General features: G+C 69.5%; 18 protein-coding genes. 14 read left to right on the top strand and 4 right to left on the bottom strand.

The window, feature by feature from the left end:
- The first annotated feature begins 18 nt into the window (after nucleotides 1–18).
- The 9 genes from F6X68_RS05485 (at nucleotide 19) to F6X68_RS05445 (ending at nucleotide 9,311) form a co-directional block, all read left to right on the top strand.
- Nucleotides 19–1,479 (top strand): MBL fold metallo-hydrolase, encoded by a 1,461-nt coding sequence (locus F6X68_RS05485; protein WP_151453239.1) that lies wholly within the window; start codon nucleotides 19–21, stop codon nucleotides 1,477–1,479.
- Nucleotides 1,479–2,927 carry an MBL fold metallo-hydrolase gene (locus tag F6X68_RS05480; RefSeq protein WP_151453238.1) on the top strand — a complete coding sequence of 483 codons (1,449 nt, stop codon included), beginning with the start codon at nucleotides 1,479–1,481 and terminating at the stop codon, nucleotides 2,925–2,927. The genes F6X68_RS05485 and F6X68_RS05480 overlap by 1 nt, the downstream gene beginning before the upstream one ends.
- Complete coding sequence (locus F6X68_RS05475) at nucleotides 2,918–3,502, top strand: hypothetical protein (RefSeq protein ID WP_151453237.1); 585 nt, start codon at nucleotides 2,918–2,920, stop codon at nucleotides 3,500–3,502. Before F6X68_RS05480 ends, F6X68_RS05475 begins: the two co-directional genes overlap by 10 nt.
- The gene (locus tag F6X68_RS05470; protein WP_151453236.1) at nucleotides 3,502–4,740 is read left to right on the top strand and encodes an MFS transporter; all 1,239 of its coding nucleotides are present in this window, start codon (nucleotides 3,502–3,504) and stop codon (nucleotides 4,738–4,740) included. Before F6X68_RS05475 ends, F6X68_RS05470 begins: the two co-directional genes overlap by 1 nt.
- Complete coding sequence (locus F6X68_RS05465) at nucleotides 4,737–4,967, top strand: hypothetical protein (RefSeq protein ID WP_151453235.1); 231 nt, start codon at nucleotides 4,737–4,739, stop codon at nucleotides 4,965–4,967. The genes F6X68_RS05470 and F6X68_RS05465 overlap by 4 nt, the downstream gene beginning before the upstream one ends.
- Nucleotides 4,968–5,023: 56 nt before the next feature.
- Nucleotides 5,024–6,271 (top strand): hypothetical protein, encoded by a 1,248-nt coding sequence (locus F6X68_RS05460; RefSeq protein ID WP_151453234.1) that lies wholly within the window; start codon nucleotides 5,024–5,026, stop codon nucleotides 6,269–6,271.
- Nucleotides 6,268–6,687, top strand: coding sequence for a VOC family protein (locus F6X68_RS05455; RefSeq protein ID WP_151453233.1), 420 nt, complete (start codon nucleotides 6,268–6,270; stop codon nucleotides 6,685–6,687). Before F6X68_RS05460 ends, F6X68_RS05455 begins: the two co-directional genes overlap by 4 nt.
- A complete protein-coding gene (locus F6X68_RS05450) occupies nucleotides 6,680–8,779 on the top strand; it encodes a prolyl oligopeptidase family serine peptidase (protein ID WP_151453232.1) in 2,100 nt (699 codons plus the stop codon). The genes F6X68_RS05455 and F6X68_RS05450 overlap by 8 nt, the downstream gene beginning before the upstream one ends.
- A gap of 70 nt (nucleotides 8,780–8,849) precedes the next feature.
- On the top strand, nucleotides 8,850–9,311 hold the full coding sequence (locus F6X68_RS05445; protein ID WP_151453231.1) for a hypothetical protein: 462 nt from the start codon (nucleotides 8,850–8,852) through the stop codon (nucleotides 9,309–9,311).
- Here the strand turns inward: F6X68_RS05445 and F6X68_RS05440 are convergent, their stop codons facing one another.
- The 4 genes from F6X68_RS05440 to F6X68_RS05425 form a co-directional block, all read right to left on the bottom strand.
- A complete protein-coding gene (locus F6X68_RS05440; protein WP_151453230.1) occupies nucleotides 9,312–10,238 on the bottom strand; it encodes an aldo/keto reductase in 927 nt (308 codons plus the stop codon).
- Nucleotides 10,239–10,248: 10 nt separating this feature from the next.
- The gene (locus F6X68_RS05435; RefSeq protein ID WP_151453229.1) at nucleotides 10,249–11,049 is read right to left on the bottom strand and encodes a Stf0 family sulfotransferase; all 801 of its coding nucleotides are present in this window, start codon (nucleotides 11,047–11,049) and stop codon (nucleotides 10,249–10,251) included.
- Nucleotides 11,050–11,056: 7 nt separating this feature from the next.
- Nucleotides 11,057–11,752 (bottom strand): class I SAM-dependent methyltransferase, encoded by a 696-nt coding sequence (locus tag F6X68_RS05430; protein WP_151453228.1) that lies wholly within the window; start codon nucleotides 11,750–11,752, stop codon nucleotides 11,057–11,059.
- Between the two features lie 196 nt (nucleotides 11,753–11,948).
- Complete coding sequence (locus tag F6X68_RS05425; RefSeq protein WP_151453227.1) at nucleotides 11,949–12,935, bottom strand: N-acetylglucosamine kinase; 987 nt, start codon at nucleotides 12,933–12,935, stop codon at nucleotides 11,949–11,951.
- 190 nt (nucleotides 12,936–13,125) lie between these two features.
- Between F6X68_RS05425 and F6X68_RS05420 the strand changes: the two genes are divergently transcribed.
- The 5 genes from F6X68_RS05420 to F6X68_RS05400 are packed head-to-tail and all read left to right on the top strand — an operon-like array spanning nucleotide 13,126 to nucleotide 18,151.
- Nucleotides 13,126–14,088, top strand: a complete 963-nt coding sequence (locus F6X68_RS05420) for a MurR/RpiR family transcriptional regulator (protein ID WP_151453226.1) — start codon at nucleotides 13,126–13,128, stop codon at nucleotides 14,086–14,088.
- Nucleotides 14,085–14,834, top strand: coding sequence for a sugar isomerase domain-containing protein (locus F6X68_RS05415; RefSeq protein WP_151453225.1), 750 nt, complete (start codon nucleotides 14,085–14,087; stop codon nucleotides 14,832–14,834). Before F6X68_RS05420 ends, F6X68_RS05415 begins: the two co-directional genes overlap by 4 nt.
- A gap of 26 nt (nucleotides 14,835–14,860) precedes the next feature.
- The gene (gene ngcE, locus F6X68_RS05410) at nucleotides 14,861–16,297 is read left to right on the top strand and encodes an N-acetylglucosamine/diacetylchitobiose ABC transporter substrate-binding protein (protein ID WP_151453224.1); all 1,437 of its coding nucleotides are present in this window, start codon (nucleotides 14,861–14,863) and stop codon (nucleotides 16,295–16,297) included.
- 16 nt (nucleotides 16,298–16,313) lie between these two features.
- Nucleotides 16,314–17,222 (top strand): carbohydrate ABC transporter permease, encoded by a 909-nt coding sequence (locus F6X68_RS05405; protein ID WP_151453245.1) that lies wholly within the window; start codon nucleotides 16,314–16,316, stop codon nucleotides 17,220–17,222.
- On the top strand, nucleotides 17,222–18,151 hold the full coding sequence (locus tag F6X68_RS05400; protein ID WP_151453223.1) for a carbohydrate ABC transporter permease: 930 nt from the start codon (nucleotides 17,222–17,224) through the stop codon (nucleotides 18,149–18,151). Before F6X68_RS05405 ends, F6X68_RS05400 begins: the two co-directional genes overlap by 1 nt.

Below are 18,151 nucleotides of genomic sequence, written 5' to 3'. Positions count from 1 at the left end.
GCCCTTGGAAGAGGCGATATGAAGATCGGTTTCCTTGGACACAACGGCTTTGCTCTCGGGGCCGAGGATTCCCCGGTCCTCGTGGATCCGATCCTGTACCGCCGCTACGGTGAGGAGTACACCTCGAGTCCGGTCGAGATCTATCCGCCGCGACTGATAGACGTCGACCGGATGCCACCGCCTGCTGCCGTGATCATCAGTCACGAGCACTCCGACCACTTTCACCTGCCCTCCCTGAACAAGCTCGACAAGTCGACGCCCGTCATCGTCGGGCCCACCATGATCGACACCGTCGTCGACTGCATCGAGTCGCTCGGCCTGACCGTCACCCGGTTGCCGTTCGGGGAGCCGACCAGGTTCGGGTCGGTCATCGTCACCCTCTTCCCCCCTGGCCCCGACACGGTGCTCTGGGAGAGCCGCGTGTCGCAGGTCTACGTGCTCGACGCGTCCGAGCCGGACCGGGGCGGCGTCTTCCTGGGAATCGACGCCGCCACCTCCACCGACTTCATCGACGCCGTTTCCTCGGGACGGCTGCCAGCCCCCCGCGTGGTGGCCATGAGCAACAACGCGCAGGTGACCCCGCCCGGTGTGTTCGGGTCGCTGGACTGCTACCGGCCCGCCGGGCAGACCGCCGTCCGCTACCGCGGTCAGGGCTTTCCGGGCCTGGACATCCTGGGGGAAGTTGTCGCCTCGGCGGTGGAGCAGTCGGAGATCTTCCGCGGGGCACACATCCTGCTCTGCGGCGGCGGATTCCTGAAGGACTACGAGCAGATGGGCCCGTTCCCGTTCTCGGAGCAGCAGGAGTTGGCGCGCCTGGCCAAGCAGTTGGTGCGGCACATGGATGTGGTGGGTCCCGTTCCCGGCGACGTCGTCGAAGTGCGTGGGCACGGCATCGAGAAGGTCGGGGAGCTGTCGTGGCTCGGCGTCGACCATGACCGCTTCGCCGAGCTGATCCACCGGCGGGAGAGCTTTCTGGCCAGGCGGGACAGCATCGCCATGCGCTGCATCGAGAACGCCGACGAAGAATCCGAGGACGCGGCGCTGGCCTGCATCGAACGCGAGCTGACGTATCTGAGCCGCGTCCTGCTGCTCAGTGACTTCGGCCGGCGGATGGCCGTTTCGCCGTCGGCACACCCGTTCGTCCTCAAGCTCAAGTATCTGACCCGTCCGGACCGCAGCTTTCGCTTCGATCTGGCCGCCGGGGCGTTCGAGGAGGCAGCGGATCTGCCGCTTGACGACTCTGTCGCCGCGTACCCCGAGGGAATCTTCATCCACGCCGTCGACTTCGCCGCCGTACTCCGTGGCGACCTGCAGTACTGGGACGTCGTCGGCATCGCGATGCGCACGTGGTTCGACGGAGACGCGCTGTCCTCGCCGGTGGCGCTGTTCTACGACGCCCTCGGCGAGCAGGTACGGCCGGACCTGTCGTGCCGGGTCTACCAGCAGCAGCTCGAGTACCTCGAGAAGGAGAACGCCTGATGTCCCCCGCATCCCTGACGTTCCTGGGCCACCAGTCGTGGCTGGTGGAGATCGGGGATACCCGTGTCCTCGTCGATCCGGTGCTGACCGACTCCTTCGGCCACTCGGACAGGCTGCGTTTCGAGATCCATCCCGCGCGCCAGGTGGCGGTGGAGAAGATGCCGTCGCTGGATGCCGTGCTGGTCACCAACGAGCATCTGGACCACTTCCACCTCAACTCGCTGGACCTGCTGCCTCCGGAAACCCGGATTCTGATGCCACGGATGATGCCGAAGGTGTGCGTTCGCGCCTTGGAGGAGGCGGGCCGCCAGGTCGAGTTGGTCGAGCTCGGCGCGGTGCAGAGGATCGGCGCGGTCGACGTGGTGTTCGTCCCGGGCGGCCCGGATGCGCCGATGTGGGAGAACCGTGTCGCCAGCGTCTTCGTGCGGCATGCGGAGGAGAGGGTCGGCGGAGTCTTCATCCAGTCCGACACGTCGATCGCGCCCCCCTCGCTGGAAGGCGGATGCGATCCGGACATCGTCGTGGCCACCCACAACGGGCAGGTGCCGCCGGCGGGTCACCTCGGCGCGTTCGACAACATGCTGCCGCTCGGCAGTGCCGACTTCGCTGAGGTCACCGGCCTCCGCCTGCTGCACGGGGTGCTGTCCGACGTCGTGGCGAGCTTCCCCTCGGTCCGGTACGTGACCTTCAGCGGTGGCGGCTACGTGCAGGTTCCCGCCAAGCACGGTGAGTTCCTGTGGGGAAACTTCGAGCAGTTGGCCGGTATCGCCAGCCGGCTCTCGCTGACCACCCGGGTGCTGGGAATGAGTCCCGGCCAGACCGTGCTGGTCGACTACGGGACGGAGGTGCGCTACAGCCAGGCGGAATGGATCGATCCTGCCGAGCCGTCGCGTCCCGTCGCCCCCAGTGACAAGGAGGCCGTTGCCGAGCCGGACCTGTCCGAGCCGCTGCTGCCCCTGTTCGACGAACAGCTCACGGACGAGGACCGGGCTCTCGTCGAGTCGGAACTCCAGCTCATGGCTCCGCTGCTGATGCAGGCGAACCTGGGGCGGCACCTGATCACCCAGAACACCTATCTCGACAAGCCGGTCGGCCCGCACAGGTTCGCTGTCCACCTGCGCGGCTTCGACGCCTCCGGTGAGGCGGATGACGGCCGAACCTTCGTGTTGAACTTCAACAACGGCCGTTTCGAGGAGCAGCCGCTGGACCTCCGCGACTGCCTGTTCTCCGTGCCGTCCGGCATCGACGTCAACGCTGTGGACCTTGTCGCCGTACTCCGGGGCAGGATCCACATCTGGGAACTCGCGGTCAGCCGCATGCGCCAGTGGTACCTGTGCGAGAAGATGGACAGCCCCGTGGGCTTCCTGTACGGCTACTACAGCGAGCAGGTGCGGCCGGAACTGGCCGCCGAGCTCTACCGCAACGTACGGGCCCTTGCGTGGCGATAGTGGTCGTGGGTCCACCTGCCGCAGGCAAGTCGACTGTCGCTGGTGTCCTGGCCGCTCGCCGGGGCCTGGAGGTCGCCTGCTTCGACGAGGATCCTCCGCGCTGGTACGGAAGGTTCGGATACACCGAGCAGGCCGCCGATGACGCGTACGCCAGCGGTGGCCTTTCCGCTTGGCACGCCTATACCGCCCGCTACGAGGTGCGTGCACTGGCTGAGGCGGTCACGGCCACCGAGGGGGTGGTCGACACGGGCGGGGGCGTCGCCCTCCAGCGCGGCGGGTCGATCGAGGAACGTATGCTCCGTAGCGCCCTCGACCGGGCGGATTTCGCCGTCCTGGTCTGTCCTCATCTGGAGGATCCGGATCAGGCGGCAGATGTTCTGGCGCAACGTCTTCTGTCCCGTGAACCGGGTGGCATGCCGGGCGACTGGCACCAGCCGGACGGTGTTGCGCTGCTCCAAGGTCTGATCCGGGCTTCGCTGGCGCTGAAGGAGAGCGTGGACCTGCTGATCGACACGGCCAACGGCGAATTTCATGAGCGGCATCGGCTACGGCCCGCTACTTCCGAGGTAACTTGATGTTCAACGCGTCCCTTCTCACTCCGCTGCGGTTGCCGAAGTTCCGGCGGGTCTGGATCGGCCAGCTCACCAACGTCGTCGGTGACGCCCTCTACACCGTGGCGGTCGCGCTGTTCCTGCTGCCACGCGAGGATGCCGCTCAGGCGGTGGGTCTGGTACTCGGGATGACGGCTCTGGGCGGCGTCGTCTCGCTGTTGATCGGTGGTGCCCTGGCGGACCGGCACCGCCGCTCTCGCATGATCATCATTTCTGACCTGATCCGCGCCGCCGCCGTTCTGGGCATCATCCTCGTCGGCAACGACGCGCCGCTGGTGGTGCTCGGCGTGCTGGCCGCGGTGCTCGGCATCGGCAGCGGTTTCTACCGTCCCGCGTACGGGGCGATCCTGCCGTCGCTGGTGCCCGAGGAGATGTTGGCGAGCGCCAACGGCCTGCGGTCCCTGGTGAACCGCTTCGGTGTCATCGTCGGCGCCGCGCTCGGCGGGGCCGTGGCAGCGGCGTTCAGCCCGACCTGGGCGCTCGGAATCAACATCGTCACCTTCCTCGTCAGCATCGTCACGCTGCTCCGACTGAACGAGCCAGCGCCCAGCCCGGAGGGCCAGGGCTCGTCGCTCGCAGCCGACATCAAGGACGGTTTCGCGTACGTCATCCGGCTGCCGTGGATGGCCGGTGTGATGCTGCAGGGCACGTTGCACATGGCGATGGTGGCGGCACCCGTCGCGGTGATGCTGCCCATCCTGACCGGGCCCGAGGGCTGGTTCGGCTACATCTCGGCGGCTGAGGGGGGCGGGGCCTTCCTGGGTGCGATGCTGGCCTCGTCGATCCGTACGCGTTCGCCGGGCTGGGTGGCGACCTTCGTGCTGCTGCTCCAGCTTCCGCAGACCGTCCTGCTGGCGATGGACGGGCATCCGGCGTTGATTCTCGTCGCCTCCGCGCTGACCGGGTTCGGACTGGCCACGTTCGCGGTGCTGTGGACCACCGCTCTGCAGAGGACCGTCCCGCGTGGGCGGCTCGGGCGGGTGTTCTCCATCGATCAGCTGACCGTCTTCGGTCTGATGCCCGTGGGATACCTCCTTGCCGGCTGGCTCCTGGAGAGGCTGGGTCCCGCCACCCTGGGTTGGGTGGCGACGGTGATCCTGGTGGTGTCGACCCTGATGGTGCTTCCGCTGCCAGGGCTGCGCCGGCTGGGCATGGAGGAGGAACGGGTGCCCGATCTGGCGGTCGAGGGTGTGGGGCGATGAGCGGAACCGGGCGGCACCCGGAAGCCAATCGTCTCCTCGGCCTGGAACCGGTGCTCTACAGGGACCTGCCGATGATGGTGGCGCCCGCCCCCGCCGACACGGAAGTCGCCGTGTGGTGGCCCCAGCCGAACGAGATGCCCTCGCTCACCGCATCCTGGCGGGACGCCACCGCCACCCGGCTGCTGCACGCCGTCTACCTGTCCGAGGCTGACGGAGAACCGCGGTGAAGGCCATCTTCGAGGGTGGCCGCAGCTGGCGCGTCCACTCCACCGGCGGGGTCAGGGTGGCGGTGGACCCGGCCTGGCTCGATGACGTGGGATGGACCGACTCCTACCGCTACGTGTTCCACCCACCCAGACACCTCGACCACGGCGCGATGCCGCCGGTCGACGCGGTGGTCATCACCGGTGCCCGCCCGGAACAGCTGGACCTGCAGACGCTCCACGAGCTCGATCGGCAGGTGGTGGTGGTGGTGAGCCCGCTGCTGCCGGCGGTGGCCGCCGAAGCGATCGAGGTCCTGGGGTTCGTCGCGATCCGCGGGTACGTCGACCACGACGTCTCCGTCGGTGACCTCGTGCTGCGATTCGTGGCGCCGGCGCCGGTCAGTACCGCGGCCCTGCCGACCGCCGGGCTGATGGTCCGCGAAACCGGCTGCCCATCGGCGTTCTACCTGCGCGGCGACGGTCCCTGTCGAGCCGATGGAGTGCCTTCGGACGAGGGCTCGGTGTTCGAGGTGCGCCACGGCGGGGCCGAGCGGGCGCCCGCGTCAGATGGCGACGGGCTGCACCTTGGCAGCGGCGTGCGGCACCCGGCGGTCGACCGGTCGGTGTTCGACGGTTGGGTGGCGCAGGGCTCCGGGCCCGGGGCCGCCGCACCGTGCGTGGTCCGTGCCGGTGACGCCTGGGACATCGACGTGGTCGTGAAGCCGGCAGCCGCCGCGGAGTGGGTCTCGCCCGGCCACGAACAGGAGCTGGGTGAGCTCGTGCTCCCCCTGTCCGCACGGCCGAGAAGCGACCGCGAAGGACGCGACCGCCACGAACTCGTGCTCGACGAGCTTCCCGGCCTGGCGAGGGACCTGACGCTGTACCCGCCGGGCGGTCCACGGCGCGCGCACTGGGCGCAGGGCACCCACGACGGCCTCGGGCCCAAGACCTTCCTGCTCACCCTCATCGAAGGTCCGGCGGGTACCCGCTGCCAGTACGCGCTCGACGTCACGCGGTCCGGGTTCGTGCCGTTGTATGAAGCCGCCGAGACGGCCCGGGACCGGTTCCCGTGTGGACTCACCCTCTGCTTCGACGATTTCGTCGCCATCCTGCGAGGTGAGCTGTACGCCGCGGACGTGTTCGCGTCGTCCCACGTGTGGAGCCGTGACGCGGATCCCGAAGACGTCCGGCGGACACTGGCGGACCTGTTCAGCGTCGCCCGACCGCAGCTCCTCAGACGTGTGCTGATATCCCAGGCCAACGCGCTCGTGGCCGGGTGGGCGCCAGCGGCACTGCTCGAGGTGCGGGAACCGGGTGGGACCTCATGACGGTATCGATCAGCCGCGTCTCGTCCGTCGTCATCTTCTCCGAGGAATGGCTTGCGATCGCGCACTGGTGGGCCAACCTCACGCGGCAGCCGCTGGTCCGCTTCCCCCGTTCGGCGTCGATCGACCTGGCCGGGGTAGAGATCGTGTTCTCCCCGACGGACGAACGCAATCCTCCCGGCGGTTCGCCGCTGCCGTACCTGTGGGTGGCGGACTTCAACGACGCCCGCCGTGAACTCGCCAACCGGGGCTGCCTGGAGATACACCGGCCGCTGGCCGTGCAGGGTGGCAGGCAGATCACCCAGTTCCGCGATCCCTTCGGCAACATCTTCGGCATCGAGGGCGCCCTGTCCGGGCCGGACGAGCTGTGGCCGGAGGTGGTGCAGGAGATGCGTGAGCTGAGGGAACTCTATGAGTGAAGGCGCCCGCGTCGCGGCGACCTGGAGGGTGGCCGACGTCGACCCACCCGCTGCACCGCCGAGGGAGCACCTCGCCCGGCACCACGGGCAGACCCGCAGCGACCCGTGGCAGTGGATGGAAGACCTGTTCACCCCCGAGGTCTTCGCCGTCGTCCAGGCCAACAACGCCTACACCACGGCGATCCTGGAGCCGCTGGAGAGCACGGCCGCGGACGCCGAGGCGCAGATCAGGTCCTGGACGCCGCAGGGCACGCGCTCGGTGCCCGTCGCGAAGGGGCAGTGGCTCTACTACAGCCGTACGGCCGATGGATCCGCGGCGGTGCTCCGCTGCCGCAGCCTGGTCGACCCCGACTCGGGCGAGGCCGTGCCACAGACCGAACAGGTCGTGCTCGACGAGGCCGCGCTGTCAGCCGGGCAGCCGCACTTCGCGCTCGGTGTCTACGACGTCTCGCCGGACGGTCGTCTCCTGGCGTACGCCGTCGACCTTGTCGGCGACGAGCGGTTCCACCTGCGTTTCCGGGACGTCGCCGCCGGCTCCGAGCTGCCCGTCCAGGTCGACGGGGTCACGTACGGCGGCGCCTGGGATGCCGCCGGCGAGCACTACTTCCACCTCGTCACGGACGCCACCGGCCGGGCCTTCCAGGTATGGCGTCTCACGCTGGCGACGGGCGAGCGGACCCTGGTGTACGAGGAGCCGGACGAGTCGTCGTGGCTCACCGTCGACCTGTCACGTAGTGAGAGGTACGTCTTCATCGAGTCGGACAGCCACGTCGGCAACCAGATCTCCGTGATCGACGCACTGGCGCCACGGTCCGAACCGTTCCTCCTGGGGCCGGCACGACGTGCCGGCACGCATCTCCAGGCCGACCACCGGGAGGGGCAGTTCTGGATCCTGGCCAACTCCGGTGACGAGACCTCCCGGCTGTGGCACTGCCCGGCCGGGGCCCCGGCAGAGCCGACCGAGGTGGTGTTCGGCGACGCGCGGGAGACGAAGCTGCTGACCGTCGACGCGTTCGCCGGACACGTGGTCCTGCAGACGTACTCGCCCGGCCACCGGGGGATACGGGTCATCGACGCCGACAACGTCGTGACCGACCTGGCGCTGCCCGCCGCGACGACGTGGGTGAGTGTGAACGGCAATCCGGACCACCACTCGCGGCTCGTACGGTTCACCGCCTCCTCGGTCGTCTGCCCGCCGATCACCGCGGCGTACGACCCGCACAGCCGCAGCACCGACATCGTGGACAGGGCGGTGGTTCCCGGTTGGGATCCGGCCAGGTACGAACAACTCGACCTGGTGGCCCACGGTCGTGACGGGACGGCGGTGGCGTTGACCGTGGTGCGGCAACGTCGCAGCGCTGGTGCGCCACCGCCACCGCCACCGGGCGCGGTGCTCGAGGTCTACGGTGCCTACGGTGCCGTCGTACCGCTGGACTTCGATCCCGCGCGGCTGCCGTTCCTCGACCGTGGCGGCATCTACGCGTTCGCTCATGTCCGCGGTGGGGGAGAGGGGCCACCCGGTTGGCACGAGGCTGGCCGTGGCGAGCACAAGGCGACCAGCGTGAACGATTACCTGGCCTGCGTGGAGGCACTCGTCCGAACCTGTGACCTGCCACCGGGGCGCGTCGTCGCCAGCGCCGCGTCCGCCGGTGCCCTCGTCGCGGCTGCCGCCTGCAACACCTCGCCGGAATCGTTCGCCGGGCTGGTGCTCGACGTTCCGTTCCTCGACCCGCTCGGCACCCTGCTCGACTCCGAGGCGGCGCTCACCACTGTCGACCGGGCGGAGTGGGGCAACCCGCTGGCCGACGCGCGCGCCTACGCCGCCATCAGCGCCTACGCGCCCTACGACAACATCTCTTCCCGCGAGTACCCGCCGGTGCTGGTGTTCGCCGCGCTGAACGACAGCAGGGTCGGGGCGCACGAAGCGCTCAAGTACGTGTCCCGCCTGCGCGAGCAGGCCCACGGCGGACCGTTCCTGCTGTCGACGGACCTGTCAGCCGGCCACGGCGGCAGCACCGACCGCGACGCGCGTAAGCGAAAGGCGGCGCTCGTCTGCGCCTGGGCACTGAAGGCACTCCACCAGGTGCCGTGACGCCTACTCCTGAAAGGACCCGCTCGTGTCGAGACGACCAGTTCCACCCCCGGATCGCCTGCTCGCGGGGATGCACGGCGAGGCGGACCACCGAGGGTTCCTCGCCACACACGTGGCGTTCCGGGACGAGACCGGAGCACCCGTGCTCAAACTCGTGGACACCGGCAAGTCCGTGCTCTGCATGGTGGAGCGGCGGTGTCAGGCGTGCGGGTTCGACATCGCCCGTGACGACCTGATCATTTTCGTCGGATACAGCGAAGATGTGACCTTCAAGGAGCCGCCCCTGCACCTCGACTGCGGTGTCTACTCGCTCGGCATGTGCCCGGCCCTCATCACCCGTCATCGCCGCGAACAGCTGCGCATCGTGGTCTGCCGGGACTACGAGTTCCTACCGAAGAGCGAAGGCCGACCGCCCCGGTGCCGGCCGCTACCCGGGGCCGACGAACACGGCCGCGAAACGCCCCCCGTCGAGTACACCGTGGAGGAACTCCACCGGATGCTCGCCGAACGGGCGTCGGGCCAGCACGAGTGATCATCCGATCGGCATCACCGAGCTGGTGAGCAGGTCGGCCACCTCCGCCGGCAGCTCCAGGTCGACGCTGGCGAGCTGGGCCCGTACCTGGTCGGCGTCACGTGCGCCGAGAAGCACACCGGCGACCCCCGGGCGGTCGCGAACCCAGGCCAGCGCCACCTCGGCGCAGCTGCGGCCCAGCGCCCCCGCGACGAGGTCGAGTACCTCGAGCGCCGCCGGCACCTCGGGAGCGGACAGAAAAGGCGCGATGAACGGGGAGTATCGGGGGTCAGCGCCTCTGGTACCGGGCGGCACACCCCGGTGATACTTCCCCGTCAGGACCCCGCTGGCCAGTGGCGACCATGCCAGCACCCCCGCACCGTGCGCACGGACCCGCTCCGCGACGGCTTCGGCCGCCCGAACCAGCAGCGAGTACTGGAGCTGCACCCCGCTGATCGGCATGCCGATCCGCTCCGCGACCGCGAATGCCTCGTCCACCTGGCGGGGCGTGTAGTTGCACACCCCCACCGCCCTGGCACGGCCCGAATCACGTGCGACACGTAGCGCCTCGACGCTTGCCGGCAGTGGTGTCGCGTCGCTCCAGGCGTGCAGCTGCCACAGGTCGACATGGTCCGTACCGAGACGCCGCAGCGACGCGTCGAGCTGGGCCAGCAGGGCATCGGGGGTGGTGTCCACGCCGTTCGCGGTCACGCCGGCCTTGGTGCTGACGACGACGGCGTCACGCGGCACCGACGCGAGCAACCGGCCGAGGATGCGCTCGGCGTTACCGTCCGTATAGACGGCTGCGGTGTCGACGAGCGTGCCGCCCGCATCGAGGAAGCACCACAACTGCTCCCGTGCGGAGTCCTCGTCGGTCTCGTGGCCCCACGTCCACGTGCCCAGGCCGTAGCCGGAGACGGCCAACCCGCCCAGGGGCCTCAGCTGCATCCTCTGCCACTCACACCGGCACGCCGCAGCGGCGGCGCAGGTCGGCGGGGAGCGCATCGACCACCCCGCTGCTCACCAGATCGGACCGGAACCGCTGTGCCAGGTCGTCATTGGTGGCCGTCCGTTGCCGCACCACCGGAGACGTCACCACGGACTGCCGGGGAAGGCCGAGGTACTCAAGGACACCGTTGACCGAGCCAGCCAGATCGTCGTCCAGCTCCTCGTAACTCAGGGTGTAGGGTGCTGTGTCGCGCTCGGCGAAGAACGGGCTCCACCCGTGCTCGATGACCGCCAACGCCTGCAGGGTGTCCAACAGGACGTCGAAGTCGTAGGCCGGGGTCCCCGCCACGGCGTCGCGAAATTCGTCGTCGTCGGTGTGGCCCGTCCCGGCCCAGCGCACGTATTCCTTGGTCACCGAGGCGAGATAGCTGGACACCGTCTGCAGGACCAGGTCGTCGCGGTAGAGGCGGATGAACCGCACATCCTGCCGGCCATCGAGAACGGCGAGTGGATCGACACCGAGGTTGTCACGCGACCACTCGACCTGATTCCAGTGCAGCTTGAGGGCGAGCACTCCGCCGCTGTCCGCCTCGGCGCGCACTCTGCGGAGATACGCCGACGGGTCCGTCAGCCGCGGCTCGTCCATCGTGGACTGCGGTGCCCGTAGGTCCCAGGTGCCGGCCAGATGGTGGATGCGTGGACGGCCGAACCACTCCCGCGGTGAGCCGGCGCCCCGAACGCGCCCCAATGCCTCGCAGAGGTAGGTGCTGCCGACGCGCGGAGTGGCGCAGACAACGTAGGTCAGCGACACCGGCGACCTACTTGATCGCGATGATGGCGAGAAGAAAGCCCAGGCGGGCGAGCGCGTTGACGCCGGTCGTCCCCGGCTCCACGGGAACCCGCTCGATCACGATTCGCCGGTAGTGGCTGTAGAGTTTTTCCTGTTGAACCTCGTCGATGGTCGGCAGGATCCAGAACAGCGCGACGGCGGCCCCCGGCTTGAGGTGCGATGCCGCCTCGACGAGGAAGGAGACATTCTCGTCGACCAGGGCGGGCACATCCTCGGCGTAGGTGTCGAAGAAGATCCCGTCGGCCTCCGCGAACAGGCCTGCCTGATTCTGCCAATAGTCGTGCACGGGCCGGATGTCAGCCTGGGGGCGCTCGGCCCGCCACTGCTGCAGGCGCTCGAACATCTCCGGGTGGGGTTCGATGATGGTGTGGCGCTCGATCTTCTGGTCCTGGAGAGCACCTGCGGAGATCCCCATGCCGAAGCCGACCTCGATGATGCGGGTCCGCTCCAGGTTCGCGAGCAGGATCTCTGCCATCCGTTGCATGAGCGGGGTCTCCCACCGCTTCATCACCTTGTAGTGGTCGTCGACGACGAGTTGATCGGCTTCAAGACGCGAGGGGAGGCGATGCCAGCCTGAATCGGGCTTCACGGCAGCCAAGTTAGCACCATCCGCGCCGGCGCGTGGGGCACCGATGCCGGCGCTCCTGGCGAGGTCGGCGGGCATTGCCGAACAATTCCCGGGGGCGGGTGCCGACGGTGGGCGGCGATGAGCCCAGAAGACGCACCTCGATGCATGGCTCTTATTTCAGTTCGTGCCGGGACGCCACAGGAACGTGGCGTGCGGCCGAATTCGAACGACGTGTACCAGGTTCCGCGATCCGAATGTGGACCGGTCGAGGGAGTGGGCTCGACCGGTGGGCTCAGCGCGTCGGGACCAGCAGGGCGTGCAGGGCCTGCGGATCCGTCACCTCGGGCAGGTCGCGGGCGGCGAGCCAGGCCGCGGCGGCGGCGCCGTCGCCGGCGCTGTGTAGCGGCGCGTCGGGCCACCGCCGGCCGACCTCGACCCGGACCGCCGCGGCGAGCGGGGTGTCGCCGGTCAGCAGGCCGCCGCCGAACACGATGGGGGAGACCTCACCCGCCGGGCGGATCCGCGCCGCGCTCTCCGCCAGGTGCGCGGCGGCCTCGTCGATGAGCCCACAAGCGACCGGCTCGTCGTCGACGGCGGCGGCGACCACGAGGGGCGCGAGCCGGGCCAGTTCCACGGGGGGTCGCCGGGTCACCGTCTGGACCAGGGCGTCGACGGTGTCCCGGGGGCGGGCCGCCACCTCGGCGGAGCCGAGCAGTTCGGTGAGCACCCCGGTCGCCAGCCGGCCGGGTGCGTGCCCCCGGTCGAGGTCGGCCAGCAGCCGGCGGACCGCCTCCCGGCCCAGCCAGAAGCCCGAACCCGCGTCGCCGAGCAGCCAGCCGTGACCGTCGGCGACCCGGTCCAGCCGCAGCTCCCGGACCCCGGCGGCGATCGCCCCGGTGCCGGCGATCAGCACCGTGCCGTCCGGGCTGGCGGTGCCCGAGGCGTACGCGACCAGCGCGTCGCCGTGCACCGCGTACGGGCAGCGCAGGCCGGCGTCGCGCCAGGCCCGGTCGAAGGCGTCGCGGCCCGCCGGATCGGCGAGCAACCGGCCCGCCCCGGCCAGCCCGATCGTGCCGCCACGCACCCGGGCGGGATCGACGCCGGCGAGCGCCTCCCGCAGGGCGGCCAGGAGTTCGCCCGCAGCCCGTTCGGCACCGTGGCTGGTGGGGTTTCCGCCGCCCGCCCGGCCACTGCTCAGCCGTCGCCCGTCGAGGGTCAGGGCGGTCGCCCGGGTGGACGTACCCCCGACGTCGAGGCCGACCACGACGCTGTCGGACATCCGCACCCACCTCTCGATCGACGCCGCGTTCATGCTGGTCGGCCCGGCGGCGGTGGGCAAGGGGCGGACAGGCTCGGGAGCCGTGCGCCAGGTAACAGTTTGAAAACTTCGCCCGCAGCCTTGACACGGAGGGGCCTTTAGTAAGAACTTTTACCACTAACAGTTAACACTCTTTTCCGAAAGGTGCCCCATGGTTGATCACGAGGTGGACACCTCCGCGGGGACCGCGGTGGTCGACGCCGGCGCGGTCGACCGGCGGGGTGCGCTCGGGGTCGGCTCCGACGGCGTGCTGGCGCGGGTCCGGGCCGGCGCGGGCGAGCTGACGGGGGCACTGCGCCGCGTCGCCGAGCACGTGCTCAGCGACCCGGAGGCCGCCGCCCGGGCGACGATCGTGGAGTTGGCCGAGCGAAGCGGCACCTCCCCGGCGACGATCACGCGGTTCTGCCGGGCGATGGGCTTCGACGGCTACGCCGACCTGCGACTCGGCATCGCCGCGGAGACCGGCCGGGCCCGTTCGGCGGGCTGGACCGTCGACATCGGCCGCGAGATCCAGCCCAGCGACCCCCTCTCCCGGGTGCTCGACCAGATCATGGCCGCCGACACCCGCGCCATGCACGACACCGCCGCGCTGCTCGACCTCGCCGAGGTGGAACGGGCCGCCGTCGCCATCGCCGGGGCGTCGAGGGTGAACATCTTCGGGGCCAGCGGCAGCGCCCTGGTCGGCGAGGAGATGCAGTTCAGCCTGCACCGCATCGGGGTGGCGGCCTGGGCCTGGAACGACGTGCACGAGGGCCTCGCCAGCGCGGCCCTGCTGCGCCAGGGCGACGTGGCACTGGGCATCTCGCACACCGGCCAGACCCGGGAGACCATCGAGATGCTCGCCGAGGCGGGCAGCCGGGGCGCGACCACCGTGGCGCTGACCGGGTTCCCGCGCTCGCCGCTGGCCGAGCTGGCCGACATCGTGCTGCTCACCGCGAGCCAGACCACCACCTTCCGCCCCGACGCGCTCTCCGCCCGGCACCCGCAGCTGGTCGTGCTCGACCTGCTCTACATCGCCGTCGCCCAGCGCACCCACGACCGCGCCCACGCGGCCTTCCGGCGTACCGCCCAGGCCGTCGACGGGCACAAGGCCGCGAAGGGGGCCACCGCATGATCAGCGCCCAGGGGTACGCCGACGCCGTCCGCCCGGTGCTCGACCGGCTCGTCGACGCCAGCGCCGACGCGATCGGCGCCGCCGCCGACCTGATCGCCACCAGCCTGCGCTCCGGCGGGGTGCTCCAGGCGTTCGGCGCCGGCCACTCCGAGGCGTTCGCCGCGGAGCTGGTCGCCCGGGCCGGCGGCCTGGTGCCCACCAACCGGCTCTCCCTGCACGACCTGGTGCTGCACGGCGACGCGCCGCGGGACGTGCTCGCCGACCCGAAGCTGGAGCGCGACCCCGCCATCGCCCACCAGCTCTACGCGCTGGCGGCCCCGCAGCCGCGGGACGTGTTCGTGGTGGCGTCGCAGTCCGGCATCAACGGCTCGGTGGTCGAGCTGGCGACGCTGGTCACCGGACGCGGCCACCCGCTGATCGCGGTCACCTCGGTCGCGCACACCGCACGGGTCGCCCCGCGGCACCCGTCCGGCCGGCGCCTCGCCGACCTCGCCGACGTCGTGCTGGACAACGGCGCGCCGTACGGCGACGCACTGCTGCCGCTCGAGGGCGGCGGCGCGGTCTGTGCGGTCTCCTCGGTCACCGCGGCGCTGCTGGCGCAGCTGCTGACCGCCGAGGTCGTACGACGGTTCCACCAGGCCGGGGAGGTACCCCCTATCTACCTCTCCGCCAACGTCCCCGGCGGGGACGAGCACAACCACGCCCTCGAGTCGAGGTACGCCGGGCGCCTCCGGCGGACCGCCTGACCCGAACATCCCAAGGAGAGACGACGATGTCGATTACCCCCGACAACCCGGCCGACCTGAGCCGCCGGACCGTGCTGCGCCGGGCCGCCGCCGTGGGTCTGCTCGCCACCCCGGCCGTAGGCCTGCTGAGCGCCTGCGCGACCAGCGGCGGCGACGAGAAGAACGAGCAGGTCGCGGACGGTAAGAAGAGCGCCACCAACCCGCTCGGGGTGGCCGAGGACGCCCCCATCGAGGTGGTCATCTTCAACGGTGGCTACGGCGAGAAGTACGCCACCGACGTGCACCAGCCGCTGTACAAGAAGGCGTTCCCGAAGGCCGAGATCAAGCACCAGTCGACCCAGGCCGTCTCCACCGTTCTCCAGCCGCGGTTCGCCTCGAGCAACCCGCCGGAGTTCGTGAACAACTCCGGCGAGAAGATGATGGACTTCGGCGCCCTGGTCGCCGACGGCCAGCTCCAGGACCTCACCGAGCTGTGGGACGCCCCGTCGGTCGACGACCCGAACAAGAAGGTCCGCGACACCGTGGTGCCGGGCACCGTCGACGTCGGGTCCTTCAACGGCAAGCCGTACGTCCTGTACTACGTCTCCACCGTCTTCGGCATCTGGTACTCGGGCAAGCTGTTCAAGGACAACGGCTGGGCGCCGGCGAAGGACTGGTCCGAGTTCACCGCCCTGCTCGACAAGATCAAGGCCAAGGGCATCACCCCGTACGGCTACGCCGGTGCGAACGCCGCGTACTACCAGTGGAACGTGATCCTCACCCACGCGGCGAAGATCGGCGGCACCGACGTGCTGAAGAACATCGACAACCTGGAGGACGGCGCCTGGCAGCAGGACGCGGTCAAGCAGGCCGCCACGGCGTGGGCCGAGATCGGCGCCAAGTACGTCGACAAGAGCTTCGAGGGGCTCAAGCACACCGACGTGCAGCTGCGGCAGAACCAGTACAAGCTGGCGTTCTACCCCAGCGGTGACTGGCTGGAGGGCGAGCAGAAGAAGGACACCCCGTCCGGCTTCGACTACCAGCTGATGCCGGTGCCGAGCCTGTCCGCCTCGGACAAGCTGCCGGCGACGGCGCTGCGGGCGACCGCCGGTGAGGGCTACTTCGTCTCGGCCAAGAGCAAGAACCCCAAGGGCGGCCTGGAGTACATGCGCCAGATGCTCTCGGTGGCCGGCGCGAAGGGCTTCACCGAGACGGTCAAGGCCCCGACCGTGGTCACCGCCGGCTCGGAGGGCTTCGCCTTCCCGCCCGGCGTGGCCAGCTCGCAGGCCGCGCTCAAGGCCGCCGGCCAGGACGTGTTCAACATCTACTTCGACGGCTGGTACAAGGAGCTCGACACGGAGGTCCGCACGGCCACCAACGAGCTGATGTTCGGCCGGATCAAGGCGGACGCCTTCGTGGAGCGCATCCAGAAGCGTGCCGACGCGATCAAGAAGGACAGCTCCATCACCAAGTTCAAGCGCTGATCGGGGCGTGAGGGTCATGCGGCACGGCAAGTATCCGTTCGTGATCGGGTTCCTCTTCGTCCCGGTCACGCTGTACGTGGTCTTCGTCATCGCGCCGTACGCGCAGGCGTTCCAGATCTCGATGACCAACTGGCGGGGGTTCTCCGCCCCGCAGTGGGTGGGCTTCGACAACTACCGGAGGTTGTTCGACGACGACAACTTCTGGAAGGCCGTCCAGCACCACGGCGTACTGCTGCTTGCCCTGCCGCTGATCACCATCGCCATCGCGCTGTTCTTCTCGTTCATGCTCAACGTGGGCGGGAAGAGCAGCGGCGGGCAGCGCCAGGGAGTCTGGGGGTCGAAGTTCTACCGGGTGGTGTTCTTCTTCCCCCAGGTCCTGGCGGTGGCCATCATCGCGGTGCTGTTCCAGATGGTCTACCGGCCGAACGAGTCCGGCCTGATCAACGGTGTGCTGATGAAGCTCGGCTTCGACCCGGTGCTCTTCCTGATCCGGCCGAACCTGGCGCTCTGGTCGATCATCGCGGTGCTGGTCTGGCAGGCGGTCGGCTTCTACGTGGTGCTCTTCTCGGCGGGCATGGCCTCGATCCCGGGCGAGATCTACGAGGCCGCCGAGATCGACGGGGCGAGCCGGGTGACGCTCTTCTTCCGGGTCACCCTGCCGCTGCTCTGGGACACCCTCCAGGTCGCCTGGGTCTACCTGGGCATCGCCGCCTTCGACGCGTTCGCCATCGTCTCGGTGCTCTCCGTGGACGGCGGCGGCCCTGACGGCGCGACCACGGTGCTGGCCATGGAGATCTACCGCAACGCCTTCGTCTACTCGAAGTACGGCTACGCCTCGGCTATGGGCGTGGCGTTGTTCTTCCTCACCCTCACGTTCGCGGCGTTGACGCTGCGGCTGACCAAGCGGGAAAGCGTGGAGTACTGATGAACCCGCAGACGACGCTGCCGCCGACACCGGCGGCACTACCGCCGAAGAACGTCAAGCCGGGCGCCGCGGGCAAGCGCGGGGGCGGGGGCCGACGCTCGGAGGTACGGTTCTTCGCCAGCCTCGGGCACGTGGCGCTCGCGGTCTGGGCGGTGATCGTGATCGTGCCGATCCTCTGGACCTTCCTCGCCTCGTTCAAGAACACCACGGAGATCTTCAGCAGCCCGTGGACGCTCCCGGCGGAGCTGCGGTTCGAGAACTACGCCCGGGCGTGGACCAAGGCCAACGTCGGCCGATACTTCCTGAACAGCGTGATCGTGGTGACGTTCAGCGTCCTCGGCACCATGCTGTTCGGTTCGATGGCCGCGTACGTGCTGGCGCGTTACAAGTTCTGGGGCAACCGGGCGGTCTACTACCTGTTCGTCTCGGGGCTGGCGTTCCCGGTCTTCCTCGCCCTGGTGCCGCTCTTCTTCGTGGTGAAGAACCTGGGGCTGCTGGACACCCACACCGGGCTGGTGCTGGTCTACATCGCCTACTCGCTGCCGTTCACCGTGTTCTTCCTGACCGCGTTCTTCAAGACGCTGCCGACGTCGGTCGCCGAGGCGGGGATGATCGACGGATGCTCGCACACCCGGCTGTTCTTCCAGGTGATGCTGCCGATGGCGAAGCCGGGCCTGATCAGCGTGGGGATCTTCAACATCATCGGCCAGTGGGCGCAGTACCAGCTGCCGCTCGTGCTGCTCTCCAACGCCAAGGAGAAGTGGGTGCTCACCCAGGGCATCGCGGACATCTCGGTGAACGCCGGCTACGAGGCCGACTGGTCCGGCCTCTTCGCCGCCCTGACCATCGCCATCCTCCCGATGATCATCGTGTACGCGATCTTCCAGCGCCAGATCCAGTCGGGCCTCACCTCGGGCGCGGTGAAGTAG

It is taken from the genome of Micromonospora sp. AMSO12t (genome assembly GCF_008806585.1).
GTDB classification, from domain to species: domain Bacteria; phylum Actinomycetota; class Actinomycetes; order Mycobacteriales; family Micromonosporaceae; genus Micromonospora; species Micromonospora reichwaldensis.
The sequence above is the reverse complement of the archived record's forward strand: the minus strand, read 5'-3'. Positions and strand labels throughout refer to the sequence as shown.